Source organism: Bradyrhizobium sp. Leo78, from assembly GCF_059512425.1.
The window spans coordinates 419,978-439,708 of record NZ_JCAMOT010000001.1 but is presented as its reverse complement, the minus strand read 5'-3'; the positions used below and the strand labels follow the sequence as shown (position 1 = coordinate 439,708).

Annotated in this window: 23 protein-coding genes; 12 read left to right on the top strand and 11 right to left on the bottom strand. The window is 63.0% G+C overall.

All coding sequences use genetic code 11. From position 1 onward, the window contains the following. Positions 1-248 precede the first annotated feature (248 nt). Positions 249-440, top strand: a complete 192-nt coding sequence (locus AC5ZG1_RS02005) for a hypothetical protein (protein ID WP_028166985.1) — start codon at positions 249-251, stop codon at positions 438-440. Between the two features lie 44 nt (positions 441-484). Here AC5ZG1_RS02005 and AC5ZG1_RS02000 read toward each other — a convergent pair whose 3' ends face one another. The 3 genes from AC5ZG1_RS02000 to AC5ZG1_RS01990 all read right to left on the bottom strand — a co-directional run bounded on the left by AC5ZG1_RS02000 (position 485) and on the right by AC5ZG1_RS01990 (position 3,196). After that, entirely contained in the window at positions 485-1,432 is a 948-nt protein-coding gene (locus AC5ZG1_RS02000) for a DUF5996 family protein (protein WP_456643208.1), read from the bottom strand. A 385-nt stretch (positions 1,433-1,817) separates the two neighbouring features. Then, positions 1,818-2,417, bottom strand: a complete 600-nt coding sequence (wrbA, locus tag AC5ZG1_RS01995) for an NAD(P)H:quinone oxidoreductase (RefSeq protein WP_456643207.1) — start codon at positions 2,415-2,417, stop codon at positions 1,818-1,820. An 80-nt stretch (positions 2,418-2,497) separates the two neighbouring features. Next, on the bottom strand, positions 2,498-3,196 hold the full coding sequence (locus AC5ZG1_RS01990) for a pirin family protein (RefSeq protein ID WP_456643206.1): 699 nt from the start codon (positions 3,194-3,196) through the stop codon (positions 2,498-2,500). A gap of 112 nt (positions 3,197-3,308) precedes the next feature. On the opposite strand from AC5ZG1_RS01990, the gene AC5ZG1_RS01985 reads away from it, so the two are divergent. The 3 genes from AC5ZG1_RS01985 (at position 3,309) to AC5ZG1_RS01975 (ending at position 5,800) form a co-directional block, all read left to right on the top strand. Continuing rightward, the gene (locus AC5ZG1_RS01985; protein WP_456643205.1) at positions 3,309-4,217 is read left to right on the top strand and encodes a LysR family transcriptional regulator; all 909 of its coding nucleotides are present in this window, start codon (positions 3,309-3,311) and stop codon (positions 4,215-4,217) included. A 91-nt stretch (positions 4,218-4,308) separates the two neighbouring features. Continuing rightward, on the top strand, positions 4,309-5,301 hold the full coding sequence (locus AC5ZG1_RS01980; protein ID WP_456643204.1) for a tripartite tricarboxylate transporter substrate binding protein: 993 nt from the start codon (positions 4,309-4,311) through the stop codon (positions 5,299-5,301). Between the two features lie 145 nt (positions 5,302-5,446). Further along, complete coding sequence (locus tag AC5ZG1_RS01975; RefSeq protein WP_456643203.1) at positions 5,447-5,800, top strand: hypothetical protein; 354 nt, start codon at positions 5,447-5,449, stop codon at positions 5,798-5,800. Here AC5ZG1_RS01975 and AC5ZG1_RS01970 read toward each other — a convergent pair. The 4 genes from AC5ZG1_RS01970 to AC5ZG1_RS01955 form a co-directional block, all read right to left on the bottom strand. Beyond that, positions 5,788-6,282, bottom strand: coding sequence for a YbaK/EbsC family protein (locus tag AC5ZG1_RS01970; RefSeq protein WP_496131838.1), 495 nt, complete (start codon positions 6,280-6,282; stop codon positions 5,788-5,790). The two genes, AC5ZG1_RS01975 and AC5ZG1_RS01970, sit on opposite strands and share 13 nt — an antisense overlap. A gap of 3 nt (positions 6,283-6,285) precedes the next feature. Further along, a complete protein-coding gene (locus tag AC5ZG1_RS01965; RefSeq protein WP_496131837.1) occupies positions 6,286-7,032 on the bottom strand; it encodes a haloacid dehalogenase type II in 747 nt (248 codons plus the stop codon). 2 nt (positions 7,033-7,034) lie between these two features. Further along, positions 7,035-7,868 (bottom strand): dienelactone hydrolase family protein, encoded by an 834-nt coding sequence (locus AC5ZG1_RS01960; protein ID WP_496131836.1) that lies wholly within the window; start codon positions 7,866-7,868, stop codon positions 7,035-7,037. Positions 7,869-8,039: 171 nt separating this feature from the next. After that, entirely contained in the window at positions 8,040-8,924 is an 885-nt protein-coding gene (locus tag AC5ZG1_RS01955; protein WP_028166975.1) for an amidohydrolase family protein, read from the bottom strand. Positions 8,925-9,184: 260 nt separating this feature from the next. On the opposite strand from AC5ZG1_RS01955, the gene ykgO reads away from it, so the two are divergent. From ykgO to AC5ZG1_RS01940, 3 genes are all read left to right on the top strand, one after another. Next, positions 9,185-9,310: a type B 50S ribosomal protein L36 gene (ykgO, locus tag AC5ZG1_RS01950; RefSeq protein ID WP_002718645.1), complete on the top strand. Its 126-nt coding sequence runs from the start codon at positions 9,185-9,187 to the stop codon at positions 9,308-9,310. A 99-nt stretch (positions 9,311-9,409) separates the two neighbouring features. After that, entirely contained in the window at positions 9,410-10,069 is a 660-nt protein-coding gene (locus tag AC5ZG1_RS01945) for a tetratricopeptide repeat protein (protein WP_456643200.1), read from the top strand. Positions 10,070-10,168: 99 nt separating this feature from the next. Next, positions 10,169-10,417, top strand: a complete 249-nt coding sequence (locus AC5ZG1_RS01940) for a hypothetical protein (RefSeq protein WP_496131835.1) — start codon at positions 10,169-10,171, stop codon at positions 10,415-10,417. Positions 10,418-10,453: 36 nt separating this feature from the next. Here the strand turns inward: AC5ZG1_RS01940 and AC5ZG1_RS01935 are convergent, their stop codons facing one another. After that, complete coding sequence (locus AC5ZG1_RS01935; protein ID WP_454616855.1) at positions 10,454-10,633, bottom strand: hypothetical protein; 180 nt, start codon at positions 10,631-10,633, stop codon at positions 10,454-10,456. A 268-nt stretch (positions 10,634-10,901) separates the two neighbouring features. Between AC5ZG1_RS01935 and AC5ZG1_RS01930 the strand changes: the two genes are divergently transcribed. Then, positions 10,902-11,858 (top strand): alpha/beta fold hydrolase, encoded by a 957-nt coding sequence (locus AC5ZG1_RS01930; protein WP_496131834.1) that lies wholly within the window; start codon positions 10,902-10,904, stop codon positions 11,856-11,858. A gap of 74 nt (positions 11,859-11,932) precedes the next feature. Here the strand turns inward: AC5ZG1_RS01930 and cycA are convergent, their stop codons facing one another. Continuing rightward, positions 11,933-12,331: a cytochrome c-550 CycA gene (gene cycA, locus AC5ZG1_RS01925; protein ID WP_028166970.1), complete on the bottom strand. Its 399-nt coding sequence runs from the start codon at positions 12,329-12,331 to the stop codon at positions 11,933-11,935. Between the two features lie 226 nt (positions 12,332-12,557). On the opposite strand from cycA, the gene AC5ZG1_RS01920 reads away from it, so the two are divergent. Then, positions 12,558-14,051, top strand: a complete 1,494-nt coding sequence (locus tag AC5ZG1_RS01920; protein ID WP_208823798.1) for an FAD-linked oxidase C-terminal domain-containing protein — start codon at positions 12,558-12,560, stop codon at positions 14,049-14,051. 361 nt (positions 14,052-14,412) lie between these two features. On the opposite strand, the gene AC5ZG1_RS01915 is transcribed toward AC5ZG1_RS01920, so the two are convergent. Beyond that, positions 14,413-14,748, bottom strand: a complete 336-nt coding sequence (locus AC5ZG1_RS01915; protein WP_496131833.1) for a putative quinol monooxygenase — start codon at positions 14,746-14,748, stop codon at positions 14,413-14,415. A gap of 278 nt (positions 14,749-15,026) precedes the next feature. On the opposite strand from AC5ZG1_RS01915, the gene AC5ZG1_RS01910 reads away from it, so the two are divergent. Both AC5ZG1_RS01910 and glcF read left to right on the top strand, forming a co-directional pair. Next, positions 15,027-16,265: an FAD-binding protein gene (locus AC5ZG1_RS01910; protein ID WP_496131832.1), complete on the top strand. Its 1,239-nt coding sequence runs from the start codon at positions 15,027-15,029 to the stop codon at positions 16,263-16,265. Further along, on the top strand, positions 16,262-17,575 hold the full coding sequence (glcF, locus tag AC5ZG1_RS01905; RefSeq protein ID WP_496131831.1) for a glycolate oxidase subunit GlcF: 1,314 nt from the start codon (positions 16,262-16,264) through the stop codon (positions 17,573-17,575). The genes AC5ZG1_RS01910 and glcF overlap by 4 nt, the downstream gene beginning before the upstream one ends. Before the next feature lie 164 nt (positions 17,576-17,739). Here the strand turns inward: glcF and AC5ZG1_RS01900 are convergent, their stop codons facing one another. Next, complete coding sequence (locus tag AC5ZG1_RS01900; RefSeq protein ID WP_496131830.1) at positions 17,740-18,174, bottom strand: hypothetical protein; 435 nt, start codon at positions 18,172-18,174, stop codon at positions 17,740-17,742. A gap of 367 nt (positions 18,175-18,541) precedes the next feature. Between AC5ZG1_RS01900 and AC5ZG1_RS01895 the strand changes: the two genes are divergently transcribed. Further along, positions 18,542-19,591, top strand: coding sequence for a TorF family putative porin (locus AC5ZG1_RS01895; RefSeq protein WP_130226837.1), 1,050 nt, complete (start codon positions 18,542-18,544; stop codon positions 19,589-19,591). Positions 19,592-19,731 lie beyond the last annotated feature (140 nt).

Here is a 19,731-nt window from a genome sequence, read left to right as displayed (position 1 = left end):
GCGACACAGAAGGTGGGCAAATGAGCACAGCGACGTACCCACCATCAACACTCCGCTCGTGATGGTGGGCACGCTTCGTTTTGCCCACCTTACGCACCAACGCCGCTTCAATGCAGAATTGTCACACTCACGAGGATTGTGTGGGTGTTCCTTCTATGTTCGCAAAAGTCCACAATTGTGATCGCTGCAGCGCCGTATGCTGGCTTCCGGGTTGGGCCACCGGGGAATGTTCCGCAAGGAGAGCCGACATGCCAGCCTACATCCATCACCATGCCGTGGAACCGGACTTCATCATGTGCCCGAGCTGCGCAGGTCTTCCGATGTTCGTCACGGATGTCGCGCCGCATTGGAGCCTGGCCAAGATCGACTTCACCTATGAATGCTCCGATTGTGGTGCGCAGATCAGGCAAACGGTGACACAGCCGGAGCTGTTGAATTAGAGCCGATCAAACCTGATCGGATCACGATCCAAGGCCGGCGTGCCTCAGAGGTGCCGCACCACGCCGGGTCGACCAAGCGGGCATTCCAGCGCATCGCGATCCCATTTTGCGGCAATAGCGGCGGCCTCATAGGTGCTTTGCAGGAATTCCAGCACCGCCCGGTCGGGATCGGCGGAGATGCGCGCGGCATCATAGGGCAGGACGAATTCGCTGAGGGCCTCGCTGAAGAAGGCTGCGTCGGGTCGCACCTTGGCGGTGCGGAAGCCCGCGGGTTCGGGATAGGCATAGGAATAGAACGCCGGATAATCGATGGCGCCGCCGCCTGGCCAGAAACCCGCGCTGCTCACCTCGTGCGAATAGGCCTCGTGTGCCACCGCATCCGGCAGGTTCGGCACGCCGCCGGGATGGCGTGGTGCGCTCCTGCCGGAGAAACGCGTCACCGCGAGATCAAAGCTGCCCCAGAAGAAATGTACAGGGCTGGCTTTGCCGAGGAAGCCGGTGCGGAACTGCTTGAACAGCCGGTCGCAGTTCAAGAGGATCTGGAAGAAGCGCCGCACCGCGTCCGCATCATAGGACCGGTGCTGGCTGTCTTCCGGGAAACGGATCGGGTCCGGTAATTCGTTCGGCATGTCGTCGATCGCAACGTCGATGTCGAGCTCTTTCAGCGCCGCGAGCACCGCCGCGTAGAAGCTCGCCACCGAGAGCCCGGCCAGCGCAAAGTGCCGCTCGGCTCCGTCACTGGTCGAAATGCGCAAGGCGTGATCGATGAAGTCGAAATCGATTTGAAAGGTTCTAGTGCCGTTAGCGATCGGCGAGGTGGTCAGCCCGCGCGCGGTGACATAAAGCGTGACGTGCCACGAATGATTCAGCCAGGGCGACTTGGCCAACCGGATCTTGCCGACGATCTGGGTCCAGAGATGCAGAGTGGCACAGGTGTCACGCCATGCCGCGGTCGGCAGTTCCGGCCATTGAGTTTGCTTGGTGTTGCTCATGCCAGCATCTCGCTGCTTAGTGACCGTGAAGGTAATCACCTTATCACGAGTTCGTTATGGCAGCTTCAAGCATGCGGGCCGACAAATCGACATCACGACTTCGTGCATTCCGGGCAACGGCGTTGCCCGCGCGTGGCACGGAAAAGACTCTTGCACCACCAGCGTCGCGCCATCGCCTGCAGCGGTCTGCGCACCAACTGCGCCATGAAAAGCATTTCAACCATGTCGTGGTCCCCGACGCGCATGTGCCGCCAGGTCCGGGGGGCAGGGACCTGGCGGCTGCAGTCATGCGGTTTTGAACATGAAGGTGCGATCGAAATGAAGGCTCCGACCGCATGCTCTACATAGGGCGATGCTCGCAAACGAGAACGCCCTCGAACTCGCATCAGCCATGCAGTTTCTTCGCGGTCTCCGCGATCACACGTCCTTGATAACGCGCCCCCGCAAGCTCATTCGCGCTCGGTTGCCGGCTGCCGTCGCCGCCGGTGATCGTGGTGGCGCCATAGGGCGATCCACCGGTGACCTCGTCAAGCTTCATCTGGCCGGCAAATCCGTAATTGAGCCCGACCACGGTGAGGCCGAAATGCAGGAGGTTGGTGATGATCGAGAACAGGGTCGTTTCCTGCCCGCCGTGCTGGGTCGCCGTCGAGGTGAAGGCGCCACCGACCTTGCCATGCAGGGCACCCTTCGCCCAGAGACCGCCGGCCTGATCGAGGAAGTTCGCCATCTGCGAGGACATGCGGCCAAATCGGGTGCCGGTGCCGATGATGATCGCATCATAATTGACGAGATCATCGATCTTCGCGACCGGCGCCGCCTGGTCAAGCTTATAGTATGACGCTTTTGCGACTTCGGCCGGCACCAGCTCGGGCACGCGCTTGATATCGACGCTGGCGCCGGCTTCGCGCGCGCCTTCGGCGACCGCGTTGGCCATGGCCTCGATGTGACCATAGGCGGAATAATAAAGGACGAGAACTTTGGCCATGATGGCTCTCCTTTGGTTGGGTGTTGTTGAAGTCGTCCCCGATCAGGCTGGGGATAGGCGCCCGGGCATGACGAGTGGAGTTACGCCGCGTCGACCAGCACCAGCTCGGAATCTTCCAGCGCGGTGATTGTCAGCTTGGCTTCGTCGCGGATCGCGGCACCGTCACGGGCATCGACACGCACGCCGTTGACTTCGATGCTGCCGACCGCGGGCACAAGGTAAAGATGCCGCTTTTGCTCCGGCGCATATTCCGCGCTTTCGCCAGCTTTCAGCGTGGTGGCGAGCACCCGCGCCTTGGCGCGGATCGGCAGCGCATCGGCATCGTCCGCAAAGCCGCTCGCGATCGTGACGAGCTTGCCGGAGCGGTCGCCTTTTGGAAACGGCTTGGAGCCCCAGGTCGGCTCGCCGCCTTGCGTCGTCGGCTCGATCCAGATCTGGAAGATCTTCGTCTTCGACGGCTCGAGATTGTACTCAGCGTGGCGGATGCCGTTTCCCGCGCTCATCACCTGCACGTCGCCGGCCTCGGTCCGGCCCTTGTTGCCGAGCGAATCCTGGTGCGTGATCGCGCCTTCGCGGACATAGGTGATGATCTCCATGTTGGCATGGGGATGCGGCGGAAAGCCGGTGTTCGGCGCGATCTCGTCGTCGTTCCACACCCGCAAAGCGCCGTGGTTCATATTGTTCGGGTCGTAGTGGCTGCCGAACGAGAAGTGGTGCTTGGCCTTCAGCCAGCCATGGTCGGCGCCGCCGAGCTTCGCATAGGGTCTGTGTTCGATCATCGGGGTATTTCCTCAAACTTCGATTGCGTTTGGATACGCCGTCGAGTGTGGTATAGAAATAGAAACTATCGAAACTCATTGTTTCCGTTTGTGGCAGAGGGCGGTCGCCAGAATGTCAAAGCTCCCGGATTTCGAGGCGCTCGCAATCTTCGCAAAAGTCGTGGAACTACGGTCATTTGCGGCCGCCGCAACCGAGCTTGCGCTGTCCAAGGCCACTGTCTCCAAGGCGGTCAGCCGGCTTGAGGATCGGCTCGGGGCCCGATTGTTCAACCGCACCTCGCGGCGGCTGGCGCTGACGGATGCCGGGCAAAAACTGTCCGAGCGCGCCGCGCGGCTGCTTGCCGACGGCGAGGCGGCCGAGAATGAGGCCCTGGCACAATCAGTCACCCCGCGCGGCCTGGTGCGGCTCGCAGTGCCCATGACCTTCGGGGTGAAATCGGTCGCGCCGCTGTTGCCGGAATTTCTGGAGAAATATCCGGAAGTGTCGATCGACCTGCATTTGAGCGACGCCACTGTCGACTTGATCGGCGAAGGTTTCGATGCCGGCCTGCGCATCGCGCGCCTGCCCGATTCATCCCTAATCGCGCGGCGGCTCTGCCCGATGCCGCGTTACACGGTGGCGGCGCCATCCTACCTGAAGCGCTACGGCCGGCCGACGCATCCGATGCATCTCGCCGAGCACAAGTGCTTCGGCTACGCCTATCTCCCGACTGCGGGCGTCTGGCACTACACCAACGCGGCCGGCGAGCAGGCGAGCGTGCGTCCCGCCGGGCAATTGCGCGTCAACAATGGCGAAGCGCTGCTGCCGGCGGTTATCGCCGGCCTCGGCATCGCCGATCTCCCTGATTTCATCATCGGAGAAGCCATCGCGCGCGGCGAGGTCGAGGTGATCCTCAAGGGTTGGAAGCAGCCAGAAGCCGCCGTGCACCTGGTGACGCCCCCCGGCGGCCCGCGCCCCGCGCGCGTCGAAGTGCTCGCCGATTTCCTGGCGAAGCATTTCGTAAAGGGCAGGAGGCGGTGAGGCGAACGCCACCTTTGCCCACTACGCCTTCTATCGGCTACGCTCTTCCCCACAAACCAAACCAAATAAAATCAACGGGGAGAAAATGCCGATGAATCGCCGCGAGCTTTTGAAAACTGCCGCCGTCTTGCCGCTTGCGCATGCCGCGCTTTCGCACGCTGCCTTTGCGCAAGGCGCTGTCTATCCCAACCGCAACGTCACCATGATCGTGCCGTTTCCGGCCGGTGGGCAGGCTGATCTTGCGGCGCGGCCGGTGGCGCTGGCGCTGGAGCGGATCCTCGGCAAGCCCGTGATCGTCGACAACCGCGCCGGCGGAGCTGGCGGCTCCGTTGGCAATGCGCAGGCGGCACGCGCCGAGCCGGACGGCTACACGCTGCTGATGACCCTGTCCTCGCTCGCCGTGCTGCCCGAAGCCGATCGGCTGTTCGATCGCCCCGTCGCCTATGAGGTCTCGCAATTCGCGCCGGTCGCGCGCGTGCTCGCCGATCCGACGCTGCTCGCGGTGCCGGCCTCCGCCCCATGGAAGACGCTGCAGGATTTTGTCGATGATGCCAGACAGCGCCCGGGCCAGATTCCCTATGGCTCGTCCGGTCCCTATGGCACGCTTCACGTCGCGATGGAAATGTTTGCCGCGAGCGCCGGCATCAAATTGCTGCACGTGCCGTTCCGCGGCGCAGGCCCGGCGCTGACCGCGCTGCTGAGCGGCACGGTGCAGGCGGTGGCATCCGCCCCGGGCACGCTGAAACAGCAGGTCGCCGACGGCAAGATGCGGGTGCTTGCCAATTGGGGCGCCGAACGCGTCGCCAGCTTTCCCGACCTGCCGACGTTCAAGGAGTTCGGCTACAAGGATGTCGAGTTCTACATCTGGGCCGGCCTGTTTGCGCAGCGCGCATTGCCGGCGCCGGTCATGACGCGACTGCGCGAGGCGATGGCGGAAGCAGTGAAGGCGCCGGAGGTCGTCAAGACCTTCGAGACCGCCGGCAGTCCGGTTGCCTATCTCGATGCGCCGGAGTTTTCCAAATTCGTCGACGACGACAGCGCGCGGCTGATCGCGGCGGTCAAGAAAATCGGCAAAGTGGAGTAGGCGATTTCACGTTTTGTTGCGGGTCGCGAACCTTCCGCAGTCTCATTCATTTGTCATAGTTAAAACGTGGCGTGTGCTGGAACCGGCGCGCCGAGATGCAATTGAACGAGATGTTTATCGACGAGATATTGGAAGAGGATCCCGCATGCGAACGCCGCGCGTTGCCTTGGGTTATGTAATCCTGATCGGCTCCGGACTACTCGTGCAAAACCCGGCATTCTCCGAAGAGTATCGCGGAACCTGGGAACAGCAGATGGCCTGCACGCCCGACGTCTGGCGGCTCTGCAGCGATCAAATTCCTGATGCCAACCGGATCACGGCATGTTTGCGGCAGAACACGCCGCAACTCTCCCATGATTGCCGTGCGGTATTCGAATCCAGCGCGAGCGCCCAGCAGCCGCCTTCGCGTGCGTCGCCACAAGCCACTCCGCGTGCACGGGGAGCGCCACCGCCGGTGCAGCAGCATCAGTCGGCGCCGTCGAGACGTTACGACGAATAGGCCGACACTTCTTCCTGCGGCCGATGCTCGCAGAGGTCAACCCATTCGGCCGACGTCAATTCCGCCATCCGCGCCGGCGCGATCCTGACTGCGCTGTGGGTCGAGCCCGCGGCGGGTACGACGATGTCGAAAGCCTTCAGTGACACATCGCAATAGATCGGCAATGGCGTCCTCAGGCCAAAGGGGCAGACGCCGCCGACCTCGTGCCCGGTGATATCGGCGACCTCGTGCAGCCCCAGCATCTTCGGCTTGACGCCGAACAGCGCCTTCACCTTCTTGTTGTCCATCCGCGAAGTGCCGCTGGTGACGATCAGCACCACGCGCTCGCCGACCCGCAGCGACAGTGTCTTGGCGATTCGTCCCGGCTCGACGCCATAGGCTTCCGCCGCCAGCGCTACGGTCGCGGAGCTCTTGGTCGATTCGGTCACGGCAATGTCGGGCGCCTTCTCGGCGAAGAAGGCGCGAACGGATTCAAGACTCATATTCTAGGACCTGTGGGAAGACACCAGAGCGGGGAGATCGGATAGACCATGGATGCGATAATCCGGCACAACGCCGAGCTCGTCCATCTGGGTGCGCAGCGCCTTGAACATCGTGAGCGGTGGCAAGGTCTCGCTTTCGACGCAGGCGAGCGCCATGGCCTGCGGCGTCACCCGCTCGATCCAGGCGATATTCAAGCCGAACGCCTTGGCACCGCAGGCGTCCCACGGATTCGAGGAGATGAACAGGACGTCCGCGGGGGGCACGCCAAGCACGTCTTCGATCAGCGTGTAGGCCTCCGGGCTCGGCTTGAAGACCTTCTTGGTATCGACGCTGATGGTTGCGTCGAGCACGCGGTCGAGCCCGCTGTTCCGCACCAGCGCATTCAGCATGTCCGGGCTGCCGTTGGAGAGGATTGCGAGTTTCTTGTCCTTCATCGCCTCGAGTGAGGCGAGCGCATCCGGATAGAGATCAAGATGCAGGTATTTGTCGATGATCCTGTCGAATGTTCCGGCATCATATTGCAGGCCGAGGCTACGCAGTGTGTAGGCGAGCGAGTCGCGCGTGACGACGGAGAAATCCTGGTAGCGCCGCATCAGCGAGCGCAGCCAGCTATATTCGAGCTGCTTGATCCGCCAGATCTGCGTAATGATCTCGCCATAGCCGGGAAACGCATCCTCGGTCACTTCTGCGACCGATTGGACGTCATAAAGCGTGCCATAGGCATCGAAGACGACGGCTTTGATGGTCATTGTCACTTCTCTTGCCCGCCGATCGTCGCATACAGGAATTTGCGGACCGCGTCGACCGATTGATCCCGGGCTGCCTGGTTGAATTCGAGACGATGCCCGAGAAACTGTATCGGCGTTGCGAGGCCCGGAACATCGAAGCCGTGATAGGCGCCGGGATAGACGATGAATTCGATCGGAACGCCGAGGCCCTTCTGGCGCGAGATGCCGTAGTCATCGCGGCCTTCGACAAGGTTGCGGCACTCCTTCGCCAGCGTCCAGTCGTCGAGCTCGCCGATCAGGATCAGCGTCGGCACAGTCATGCTGTCCTTGATGCCGAGGCACGGCGGATAGAATGCAATCGCCGCGTGGAATTTGTCGTTCGATATCCGCTCGATCATGCCGCGCTCGACCGAGGTCAGCGCCAGCAATCCGCCCTGCGAGAAGCCGAGAACCGCGACACGATCGCGATCGACGAAAGGCTGCTGTACGAGGAAGTCCAGCGCCCGATAGGCGTCGAAGACGGTTGCGGGCGGCGGCCCGCCGGTGCAGGTGCTGCTGAGGCCGCGCGGACCAAAGCGGTCCACCGTGAGCGTGACATAGCCCCAGGAGACGATCAGCTTGCCCCAGCGCTGGTCGAGCTGGCGCCAGCCGCCATTGCAGCCATGAAGCAGCACCACGGCCGGCAACGGGCCGGCATCGCGGGGCTGCCGCAGGTAACCTTGCAGGGGCTGGGAGCTCGCAAGCGGATTTTCGATCTCGACGAGACGGCCTTCGGGTAGATCAGTCGCGAGGCACGCGGTCAGGAGTGCAGCGACGATGGCAGCGATAGTGGAAGCGACCTTGGCGAGGCTTGGCATCGACCACCTCCCGTTCGCTCGCCTGCCGGCGATCTAGAGCATGATGCGGAAATGCGGAAACCGGTTTTCCCTCGCGACAAACGCGAAGCGTTTGCGCGGAGATCATGCTCAAACAAAAGAGATAAGATCATGATCCGATTTCGTCTAATCGGATCATGATCCAAAGATCGCTTATATACCCAAAATCTTCCGCGCGTTGGCCTTCAGCACTTTGGGGCGGATCTCCTCGCGGATGTCGAGCTTGGCGAAATCCGCAAGCCAGCGGTCCGGCGTGATCACCGGCCAGTCCGAGCCGAACAGCATCTTGTCCTGCAGTATCGAGTTGATGTAGCGCACGAGGATCGGCGGGAAATATTTCGGCGACCAGCCGGAGAGGTCGATGTAGACGTTCGGCTTGTGGGTCGCGACCGAGAGCGCCTCTTCCTGCCAGGGGAAGGATGGGTGCGCGAGGATGATCTTAAGGTCGGGGAAGTCGGCGGCGACGTCGTCCATATACATCGGATTGGAATATTTCAGCCGCATCCCCATGCCGCCCGGCATGCCGCTGCCGACGCCGGTCTGCCCGGTGTGGAACAGCGCGATCGCGCCGCCGTCATTGATGGCTTCATAGAGCGGATAGGCCAGGCGGTCGTTCGGATAGAACCCTTGCATGGTCGGGTGGAATTTGAAGCCGCGGACGCCGTAGTCCTCGATCAGCTTCCGCGCCTCGCGCACGCCGAGCTTGCCCTTGTGCGGATCGATGCTGACGAAGGGAATCAGCACATCGAGATTTTCCGAGGCGACTTCCAGCATCTCGTAATTGTTGTAGCGGCGGAAACCGGTCTCGCGCTCGGCATCAACAGGGAAGATCACGGCCGCGATATTTTTGGATCGGTAATAGGCCGCGGTTTCCGGCACGGTCGGCGGATGCTTATGCGGCGACTTGAAGTACTCCGCCATCTGCGCCTGGAAATCGTCATAGCCGTCGTCGCCATGCATGCCGCAGGGCTCCTCGGCGTGGGTGTGGATGTCGATCGCGACGACATTGTCGATGTCGGGCAGCTTGAGCTTGGGCATTCTTGGGCGTCCTTGGGGTTCCCGGCGGCTTGTTTGCTGGGGTTTCCAAAATTGATTATACTATATAACGAATTCCGCAAGGCAGCCAGAAAGCCCGCGGGTTGCAGCCTATTCGGATTGACATTTATGCCACCGATCGCTTAGAACGCGGCCGTCCCGGGCGGCAGGGCCGTTTTTCGGGATGAATCCCATTTTGCCACATTTGGGCAGGTTTTAGGTTCGGGCTTGAGCACGGCCTTTCAACGCATCAGGATTGTCCCATGAAGGTCCGTAACTCGCTGAAATCGCTGCGCGGCCGCCATCGCAACAACCGTCTGGTCCGCCGCAAGGGCCGGGTCTATGTGATCAACAAGGTGCAGCGCCGCTTCAAGGCCCGCCAAGGCTGATCGCGGGTCGCTCCGCCGGCTCGCCCGGACGCAATCGTTTCACACGTCTTTGACGTCGCGCTGCTTTGCAGCGCGACGTTGTGCGTTTAAGCTATGCTGATGGAATTGAGATTCCTCACGCTCATAACCCGCAAGCTTGCGTTCCTGATCGCCGCGATCGTGATTGCGGCGCCGGCGGCAGCGCTTGCCCAGGGCGATCCCCGGGTCATCCCTCCCCCCAAGGAGCAGAAGAAGCTCCCCGAAGCGCCCAGCAAGTTGCCGAAGGTTGGCGCCGACCGCACCCGCGGACTGGATTTCCTGTTCGGGGCGCTGAAAGCGGCGCCTGATGAGGCCAGCGCCAAGCACGTGGAGGCGCGGATTTGGGCGCAGTGGCTGCAGACGCCGAGCGATACCGCTATGCTTCTGATGGTGCGCGCCAAAGCGGCTATGGACGCCCAGAACGCCGATGTCGCGCTGAAACTGCTCGATGCCGTCATCAAGCTGCGCCCCGACTATATCGAGGGCTGGAACCGGCGCGCGACGCTCTATTACCTGAAGAATGACTATGCGCATGCGCTGGAGGACATCCAGCAGGTCCTGATCCGCGAACCTCGCCATTTCGGCGCGTTGGCCGGCCTTGGCATGATCATGCAGGACCTCGGCGACGACAGGCGCGCGCTGGACGCCTTCCGCAAGGCGCTTGCCATCAATCCGCACCTGGAGAAGGTGCCGGAATTGGTGAAGCAGCTCGGCGAAAAGGTCGAAGGCCGCGATATCTAGTCTCACGGGATTAACCACGACTTCCGGCAGCCGATTGCAGCGCGGAACAATTGCCGCTACCCGGCTTGGTTCACGCTCGAACCCGCCTGGAGCGAAGCCATGAAATCCTTGCTGTTGGCTGGCACGGTGATCGTCGCAACGACCGCCGTCGGTCTTGCCGAAGGCCTCTATTGGGTGGTGGGCAATCGCGCCACCAACACCTGCGACATCGTCACCAGCAACCCGATCGTCGACGGGAACATCTGGTTTGCAGACGGCCCCTACAACTCGGTCGATGACGCCAAGCTCGCGCGCTCCACGATCAGCCAATGCCCAAAGGATCAACCGCCGGCCGACAACCCCCAATAGGGGCTCAAGTGACGGCGCCGGATCGAGCCCTTGAACTTAATGCAGCAGTCTGCCGCTGCGGGTGAACTGGTCGCGCGCCGCTGCCGCATAGAGCTGTTGCAGCTCGGCCTCGAGTTGTTCATTGACCAACAGCAGCGCCCTCAATGCGCCATGCAGGTCACCATTGCAGCTTGCGACGATCTGGTCGATAGCCGCCTCGCACGGATCGGAACTCATTGATACTCCTCCGAATTTCCTTATGAACTGTTGCTGCGGCGTCCTGTTCCTGTGGATTGCGTGGACAGGCTTGCCGTGTTCCATCTCGATCAAGCCGCGTGTTTTGGCAGAATGCCGGCGAGAATCTACGGAATAGGTAATGACGCTGGTATGAACCCGCTATCCACAGGCTGGACGCATTGTGGAAAACCGGAGGGGCCTGACGATACGACGTCGGCATCGCCGGGCGCCGTAATTTCCCCTGCAACAGATCAACCGGGCCTCATTGATGACGATTGTGATCGCGGTGGCGGCGCTGGCGTTGCTGGCCGCAGCCACGCAGCTAGGCGTCGCGCTGGTGCAACGGGCCTTTCCCGCGCAGGGCGTGATGATCGAGGTGACAGGCGATGTGCTGCATGTCCTCGATATCGGCCCGCGCGAGGCGGCCTCGCCACCGATCGTGATGCTGCACGGTGCAAGCTCCAATCTCGAGGTGATGCGCCGCCCGCTCGGCGAGCGCCTCGCCCGAGATCACCGCGTGATCCTGATCGACCGTCCCGGCCATGGCTGGAGCACCCGCGCACGGGCCAGCGACTCCACGCCTGCCATCCAGGGCCGGATGATCTCGGAGGCGCTGACGAAGCTCGGCATCGAGCGGGCGGTCGTGGTCGCGCATTCCTGGAGCGGCGCGCTGGGCCTGAGATTGGCGCTCGATGATCCCGACCGCATAGCCGGCCTCGTGCTGCTCGCGCCGGTCGCCTATCCCTGGAGGGGCGGCGTCGGCAGGTATAACGAGCTGATCGCCACGCCTGTGATCGGCCCGCTGTTCGCCTACACGATCACTCTGCCGCTTGGTACCCTGCTCGCCGGCCCGGGCGCACGCGGTGTATTCCTGCCGCAGACCATGCCGGACGGTTTCGTAAAAGACACCGCGACGCCGCTTTTGCTGCGGCCGCGCGAATTCATCGCCAACGCGCGTGACCTGGTGACGTTGAAGGCAGCGGTGGCCGAGCAGGCGCCGCGCTACGGCATGATCAAGGCGCCCCTCACCATCATCACCGGCGACGCCGACAGGACAGTGTCGACCGACATCCACTCCCGCCCGCTCGCGGCCGCCGTGCCGCATGCCAAGCTGATCGTGCTGCCGGGCACCGGCCACATGATCCAGAACGCTGCACCTAGCTTGGTGATCCGGGAGATCGAGGAGATGATTAGGAAGCCGCATAGCGCTGCGGCGGGAGGATAGTAGAAACGCTTCACGCGTCGGAAGTGAAGAGGCCGGCTACGGCGCGCCCAAGCGCCGTAGCCCGTCAGGAAGCGTTACTGCTGCTTGATTTTCCCATCCTTGTCGAACTGCGAGAGGAAGGCCCAGAGGTTGTTGGCTTCCGTCTCGTTCTTGATGCCGGCGAATGCCATCTTGGTGCCGGGAATCTTGGCCTTGGGGTCCTTGATGTATTCGAGGAACTGTTCCTTGTTCCAGGTGATGCCGGAGTTCTTGTTGGCGTCCGAATAGTTGTAGTCAGGCGCGGTACCGGAGTGGCGGCCGTCGATGCCATTGAGCTCGGGGCCGACCTTGTTCTTGGCGCCTTCGCCGATCGCATGGCAGGCGAGGCACTTGTTGAACGAGGTCTTGCCGGCGGCAACATCCTGCGCCTGCGCGCCCGACGCAACGAACACTGAGGTGACGACGGCCAGCGCGCTCAAGATCGATGTTTTCATGTGGTGCTCTTTGTTTCTTCCCTGGTAGGTGGGCGGGTCGCTTGTGGCAGGCCTGCCTCGATTGGACAAGTGACGAAACTTTGACAGTGTTCACGGCGGCAGGCTTGCCCGAGAGAGAACTTTGATCTGCGGGGCGGCAAGTTTCGCCCGGGCTTCCCATTTGGGCCCGGAAATGCTTGATTTTCCCGGATAAACCGATAAAGCGCCAAAGCTTGGAGGGACCCGCATGGCCATCATGATGCCGGCTGCCGATCAGGCGGTTCTCAATCGCCGCAGCGAGATCGTTGCTGCATTGCGGGCGATCGTGCCGGGCGAGGGCGTAATCGACAGTGCGGCCGAGATGCTGGCCTACGAATCGGACGGCCTCACGGCCTATCGCCAGCCGCCGATGGTCGTGGTGTTGCCCGATACCACCGAGCAGGTCTCCAAGGTCCTGAAATATTGCCATGAGCGGAGCATCAAGGTGGTGCCGCGCGGCTCCGGCACGTCGCTGTCCGGCGGCGCGCTGCCGCTGGCTGACGGCGTGCTGCTGGGCCTCGGCAAATTCAAGCGCATCCGCGAGATCGATTTCGACAACCGCGTCGTCGTGACGGAGCCAGGCGTCACCAATCTCGCGATCAGCCAGGCGGTGGCGCATGCCGGCTTCTACTATGCGCCCGATCCCTCATCGCAGATCGCCTGCTCGATCGGCGGCAATGTCGCGGAGAATTCCGGCGGCGTCCATTGCCTGAAATACGGCATGACCACCAACAACGTGCTCGGCTGCGAGATCGTGCTGATGAACGGCGAGGTCCTGCGCATCGGCGGCAAGTCGGCGGAGAACGCCGGCTACGACATCATGGGAATCATCACGGGCTCGGAGGGCCTGCTCGGCGTCATCACCGAAATCACCGTGCGCATCCTGCAGAAGCCGGAGACGGCGCGCGCGCTGATGGTCGGTTTTGCCGAGGTCGAGGCCGCCGGCGAATGCGTCGCGCGCATCATCGGCGCCGGCATCATCCCGGGAGGCATGGAGATGATGGACAAGCCGGCGATCCATGCCGCCGAAGCCTTCGTCCATGCCGGCTATCCGCTCGACGTCGAGGCGCTCCTGATCATCGAGCTCGACGGCCCTAGCATCGAGGTCGACGAGTTGATCCGGCGGGTCGAGACCATCGCGCAGGGCTGTGGCTCGGTGACTTGCCAGATCTCCAATTCGGAAGCCGAGCGCAACCTGTTCTGGGCCGGCCGCAAGGCGGCCTTCCCCGCGGTCGGGCGGATCTCGCCCGATTACCTCTGCATGGACGGCACCATCCCACGCGGCGCGCTGCCGAAGGCCTTGGCGCGCATCCGCGAGCTGTCGGAAAAGTACCAGCTTGGCGTTGCCAACGTGTTTCACGCCGGCGACGGCAACCTCCATCCGCTGATTCTCTATGATGCCAACAAGCCCGGGGAGATGGAGCGGGCGGAAGCTTTCGGCGCCGACATCCTGCGCTGCTGCGTCGAACTCGGCGGCGTGCTCACCGGCGAGCATGGCGTCGGCATCGAGAAGCGCGACCTGATGCCGGAAATGTTTTCCGAGATCGATCTCAACCAGCAGCAGCGCCTGAAATGCGCCTTCGATCCGCAAGGCCTGCTCAACCCCGGCAAGGTGTTTCCGACCCTGCACCGCTGCGCCGAACTCGGCCGCGTGCACGTGCATGGCGGCAAGCTGGCATTTCCGGATATTCCGCGGTTCTAGCCTTTCCTTCTCCCCTTGCGGGAGAAGGTGGCGCGAAGCGCCAGATGAGGGCTTGTTTCCATGGGCGCAGGTGTTCGTGGAGAGAGACCCCTCACCAAAGCGAGCTCGCTGCCGGCAGCGGAGCTGCCCTCTCCCACAAGGGGAGAGGGCGCATCAACTGGCGCCGCGAAGGCGTTCTTCCCTTCTCCCCTTGCGGGAGAAGGTGGCGCGAAGCGCCAGATGAGGGGTTCTCTGGGCGGGCGCAGGTGCTCGTGGGGAGAGATCCCTCACCCTAGCGAATACGTTGCTCGCGCCGGAGTAGCCCTCTCCCACAAGGGGAGAGGGCGCGGCAATTGGCGCCGCGGCACGCGACTATCGACCATCACAGCAGCGCGTATTGCGTGCGTTCGCGTTTCGCCAATAGCGGCAGCGCTTCGCCGGCGATGTAGGTCTTGAAATGCGCGCTGTCCTGATGCGCCTTGAAGGCGGCCTCGTCGCGGAACAGTTCATAGAACAGGAACTGCGCCGGATTGTCCATGGCGCGCGAGATCAGGAACAGTTTTGCACCCGGCTCGCGCTGCGCCTCGGGCAGGAAGCGCGACAGGATATCGGCGATCCGGTCGGCCTGGCCTTCCTTCGCCTCCCATTGCGCGACCACCAGCAAGCCGCCGCCCTCGACGGCATCTTTCACGGTCTTGTCGATTGCATATTGACCCATAGCCGTTGCTCCTTTGATTGGGTTGCCTGGAAGCTGCTTCCTACATCTCCTGCCGCCGTAGATAATTCGATATCGAGCGAAGGATGTTCGAAATCGTTTCGATGGTGATCGAAATATATAAGCGGATGGAGGCGCCGGGATCGCGTGCCGAATCGATCGCCGACGGGCGACTGCGAAAGCGTTATCTTCCACCATCGTGCCCTTGTGTCCGGCATCGATGCCTATAGAAGGGATGGCAAGAACAGCAGCGGTTGCGGTGGAAGGGCAAGGCGGTAGGCGTGGACATCAGGAAGGTACGGGATGCTGCAGACGTCGAGCAGGTGGTCCGGGCGGCGATCGCCGCCGAGCAGCCGCTCGAGATCATCGGCCACGGTTCCAGGCGAGAAATCGGCCATCCGATGGCGACCAATGCGGTGGTCGATCTCGCCGCGCTGAATTCGGTCGTCTCCTATGAGCCGAACGAGCTGATCATCACCGTGCAGGCCGGCGCGCCGCTTGCCGACGTGCAGTCGCTGATCGACGCCAAGAACCAGCAATTCGCCTTCGAGCCGGTCGATAGCTCGGTGCTGCTCGGCACCAAAGGGAGCGGCACCATCGGCGGCATGATCGGGGCGGGACTCGCCGGGCCGCGCCGGATCAAGTCCGGCGGTGTCCGCGACCATCTGCTCGGTGCCCATGCCGTCTCCGGCTTCGGCGACAGCTTCAAGACCGGCGGCAAGGTGGTGAAGAACGTCACCGGCTACGACCTCTGCAAATTGCTCAGTGGCTCCTGGGGAACGCTCGCGGTAATGACGGAGGTGACGCTGAAGGTGATGCCGAAGCCGGAAGCCGAGCGGACGCTCGTCCTGCGCGGTCTGGACGACGTCACGGCGGGCCGTGCCATGACCGCGGCGCTCGGCTCGCCCTTCGATGTCTCCGGTGCGGCGCATCTGCCCAACTCGGCGTTCCGGCCGACCGTTGCCGCGCTCGCTGCTCTGGGGGCGCCGGAGCAGGCCGTCACGCTGTTGCGGCTCGAGGGGATTGCGGCATCGGCCGCGCACCGTGCGGCCCACCTCGCCAAGACGCTCGCCTCCTACGGCGCGGTCGAGACCATCGAGGACGCCGCCTCCCTCTCGATCTGGAGCGCGCTGCGCGACGTCGCGCCGTTCGCGGCGGCTGGCACGCTCGGCGCCTGGCCGGTATGGCGGATCGTCTGTCCCCCGGCCTCGGGCGGCGCGCTGGGGCAGGCACTGGCACGGGAGACCGGCGCTGATGTGATCTACGATTGGGGCGGCGGGTTGATCTGGGCGGCGGTGCCGCCCAAGGCGGATGCGCAGGCCGCGCAGGTGAGGGGCCGCATCGAGGCTGCCGGCGGCCACGCCACCCTGATCCGCGCATCCGAGGAGGTCCGGCGCGCCGTCGACGTGTTCCATCCGCAGCCGCGCGGGCTCGCCGATCTCAGCGAGCGCGTGCGCCAGAGCTTTGACCCCAAGAACATCCTCAACCGCGGCCGACTGACGCGGGGGAATGCATCATGAAGACCGAATTCTCGCTCGCTCAACTCGCCGATCCCGATATCGCCGAGGCCGACAAGATCCTGCGCGCCTGTGTCCATTGCGGCTTCTGCACCGCGACCTGCCCGACCTATGTGCTGCTCGGCGACGAGCTCGATAGTCCGCGCGGCCGCATCTACCTGATCAAGGAGATGCTGGAGAAGGACAAGCCGCCGACGGCAGAGGTGGTCAAGCATATCGACCGCTGCCTCTCTTGCCTCGCCTGCATGACCACCTGTCCGTCCGGCGTGCATTACATGCATCTCGTCGACCAAGCCCGGGGCAGGATCGAGCGGGACTATCAGAGGCCGTTCACCGAGCGACTGCTGCGCTCCGTGCTCGGCTTCGTGCTGCCGCGACCCGCCGCCTTCCGCACCAGCATGGTGCTCGCCCGCTTGGCTCGTCCGTTCGCGGCGCTATTGCCGACGCCCAAGGCTGACCCTACCCCAAGCCTGGTCCGGCGAATCAAGGCGATGCTGGCGCTGGCGCCATCCAATCTGCCGCCGGCGGGCCCGCCATCGGGAAGCGTGTTCCCGGCGGTTGGGACACGGCGGGGACGGGTCGCGCTGTTGCAGGGGTGTGCCCAGCAGGTGCTCGCGCCGCGCATCAACAAGGCCGCCGTCAACGTGCTGACCCGCCACGGCATCGAGGTGGTGCTGGTCAAGGACGAGCAATGCTGCGGCGCGTTGACCCATCACCTCGGGCAGGACGGCGATGCGCTCGCACGCGCGCGGGCCAACATCACGGCATGGGAGAGGGAGGCGGAACAGCGCGGCCTCGACGCCATCCTGGTGACCACGTCAGGCTGCGGCACCGTGATCAAGGACTATGGTTTCATGCTGCGCGAGGACCGCGAATTCGCTGCTCCGGCCGCAAAGGTCTCCGCGCTGGCAAAGGACATCACCGAATATCTGGCCGGCATCGAGCTCGATCCGCCGCGCCTCGAAGACGAGGTCACCATCGCCTATCACTCCGCTTGTTCGCTGCAGCACGGGCAGAAAATCACAGGCCTTCCGAAAGTATTGCTTTCCAAGAATGGATTCGTGGTGAAAGATGTACCGGAGAGCCATTTGTGTTGCGGTTCGGCGGGGACCTACAACATTCTCCAGCCCGACATTGCGATGAGGTTGCGCGATCGGAAGCTCGCCAACCTCGCGACAATCAAGCCGGACATGATCGCTGCGGGCAATATTGGCTGCATGGTTCAGATTGCCAGCGGTACGTCAGTTCCTGTGGTGCACACGATTGAGCTTCTCGATTGGGCGACAGGAGGTCCTCGGCCAGGGGTGAATTGATCGATTGCCTATCGAGCATGAACCGGACCCGGGGGCCGTGTTGGGGCGATGCGGGTAGCGGTTTTCTCCACGACAGGCGCACGCGTTTGCGCGGAGGCCATGCACGACCAAGGACGGGGCGGGAGGTGCTTCGAACAAGCACGATCCTGATCCGGGCAAGCGGACTATTCGAAGCGCTCGACAGACTGAATCAGCGGCAACAGGAGGATCACGATGGCTAAAGCGAAGAAGGGTAAGAAGGGGAAAAAGGCCAAGAAGGTTAAGAAGGCGGTAGCGGCGAAGAAGTCTGCGAAGAAGGTCGCCAAGAAGGCCGCGAAGAAATCTGCCAAGAAGGCTGCCAAGAAGACCGCGAAGAAGTCGGTAACGAAGGCCGCGAAAAAAGCCGCCAAGAAGGCGGCGCCCAAAAAGGCCGCGCCGAAGAAGGCTGCCAAGAAGAGCGCGGCAAAGAAAGCTGCAGCTCCCAAGCCGGCGGCCCCGGTCGCTGCCCCCACTCCCGCGCCGGAGCCTGAACTCGGTCCGAGCTGGGCTACCCCCAGCCCTTCGGAGAGGTCGGAAGGCTCGGAGGACTCATCCAGTCCGTCCTGACGCAACCAGGCCAAACCTGACGCAAGAGCCGCAGCGCTTTACCGCTGCGGCTCTTTCGTTTTCAGGCGCATGGATCGTAGCGCTACAGGGATGATTCGTCGGACCGTTGCAGAAGAGACTCAGCCCGCCACGGTTGGGCGGCGCGGGCGCACTTCACGAGGAGGGGACGTCGGTAAAGTTGTTGTGAGATTGCAACACCCGTCAACAACCTCTTTCAAAAGGGGCAGAACGCCTAAAAAGTCGGCACATGCTCGTCTTTTTTGCTTCAACACAAGGGGGGTTGCGTTCCAGATTGGCTGCGGATTTTGGTCGCAGTCGGTGATCGCTCGCCCCGGGGGGCCGGAAGAGCTGGACTGTTTTTTGAACGTGTGGGGATCCTTCATGAAGAAACTGGCCTTGTTAGCAACGGCGCTGGCAACGTTCTCAAGCTCGGCAATGGCTGCCGATATGGCGGTGAAGGCCGTCAAGGCGCCGCCGCCGCCCGCGTTCGAACCCTGGGATTTCGCCTTCGGCGCTGCACTGATGAGCGACTACGTGTTCCGCGGCATCACCCAGTCGAACCATAAGCCTTCGGTCGCGGCTTATTTCGAACCGCGCTACAACGTCACCAAGGACCTGCAGCTCTACATCGGCGCCGCCGGTGAGAGCATCTCCTTCCCGAACCGCGCCGCTGCCGAGATCGACATCTACGGCGGTATCCGCCCGACCTTCGGCATCTTCGCCTTCGACTTCGGTGTCTGGGGTTACCTGTATCCGGGCGGCTCGTGCTTCAATTCCGCCGCGCTCCCGGGCTCCGGCATTCCGGGGTCGGACTCGAGCTGCGCCGCCAGCCCGTTCGGCAATTCAGACCCGATCACGGGTGGCCTGCCGATCAACGGCAACTTCGCCAAGAAGAGCGCGAGCTTCTATGAAGGTTACGCCAAGCTCAACATCAACATCAACGACCAGTGGGCGGTTGGCTTCAACGAGTACTACTCGCCGAACTTCCTGAACCTCGGCGCCTGGGGCAACTACGCGTCGGTCACCGCCAAGTGGACCGCGCCCTCGACCATCTTCGGTTCTTCCGGCGTCGGCATGTACATCTCGGGCGAGTTCGGTCGGCAGTGGCTCGGCACCTCCGACTCCTTCTATGGCACCACCGTTGCCAGCCCGCTTGGCGGCGGACCGTTCCCCGGTGGTATCCCGGAGCCGAGCTACAACACCTGGAATATCGGCATCGGCTTCACCTACAAGGTGTTCACGCTCGATCTGCGCTACACCGACACCAACCTCTCGAAGGGTGATTGCAACGCCTTCACCAGCGACTACACCGCCCGCTTCGACGGCAGCTTCACGCCGATCAACCCGGGTGGCTTCAGCTCCAACTGGTGCGGCGCCACGGGTATCGCCAAGCTCTCGGCTGACCTGACCGCGATCTCGAACCTGAAGTAAGTTCCATACACGTGGATCAAGAGGGCGGCGGAGCAATCCGCCGCCCTTTTCATTTGTTCCGGTGGCGCGTGCTGCGCGAGCAGGCCGACTGCGTCCTGTAGTCTCGTAGCCCGGGTGGAGCGCCAGCGTAACCCGGGACC